Here is a 610-nt window from a genome sequence, read left to right on the forward strand (position 1 = left end):
CCTGAACTCCGGCTTGTTGATTATACGACAGTGATGGATTTCAGGGAATATGACCCATATCTTCTTTTTACTTATAGGTGTGGAGAATTTGGAGGGGATGCAGGATTCGGAGTGGGATTTTATGATAAAGAAAAGAACAAGACTGTACTGTCTAAGAAAGAAGAAGGTGCTATATTCTTTCGGGATAATAGTTTTCCGCCTTTTTTTATTCATTACATGGATGATAACGGATATGTTATAGCTCATGTGAGTGCATCCGAATGGCTTGATTTTGTAGAGAAATATGGCCAGTCAATAAAAATACCGGAGAAGCTGTCGGATGTTAAATTTGATGATAATCATATTCTGGTAATAGCACATGTGAGGAAGTAGTGTTTAATAGTTATAAAAGTTGAGCGAATATGTCTTGTCCCTTTTTATTATGTATTGTTTAATTATAAAATTATTGAGTTATGAAACGATTGTCAGAAATTAAAGTGGAGAAACACAGTCGGTTGTTAAGCTCTAATGAAATGAAAAAAAATATTGGAAATATATGTAATTGGAAATACATGATGAAGGCATATTTAATTATAGCTGTTTTTTCTGTATGGTTATTCTCTTGTGTAAA

1 protein-coding gene is annotated in these 610 nt (G+C 33.0%); it reads left to right on the plus strand.

The window, feature by feature from the left end; all coding sequences use genetic code 11:
• Positions 1 to 372, plus strand: a 372-nt coding sequence (locus DW103_RS18190) for a hypothetical protein (protein ID WP_158576720.1), incomplete at its 5' end; no start/stop codon positions are given.
• Positions 373 to 610: the final 238 nt, after the last annotated feature.

It is taken from the genome of Parabacteroides sp. AM08-6 (assembly GCF_003473295.1).
Classification (GTDB): Bacteria; Bacteroidota; Bacteroidia; order Bacteroidales; family Tannerellaceae; genus Parabacteroides.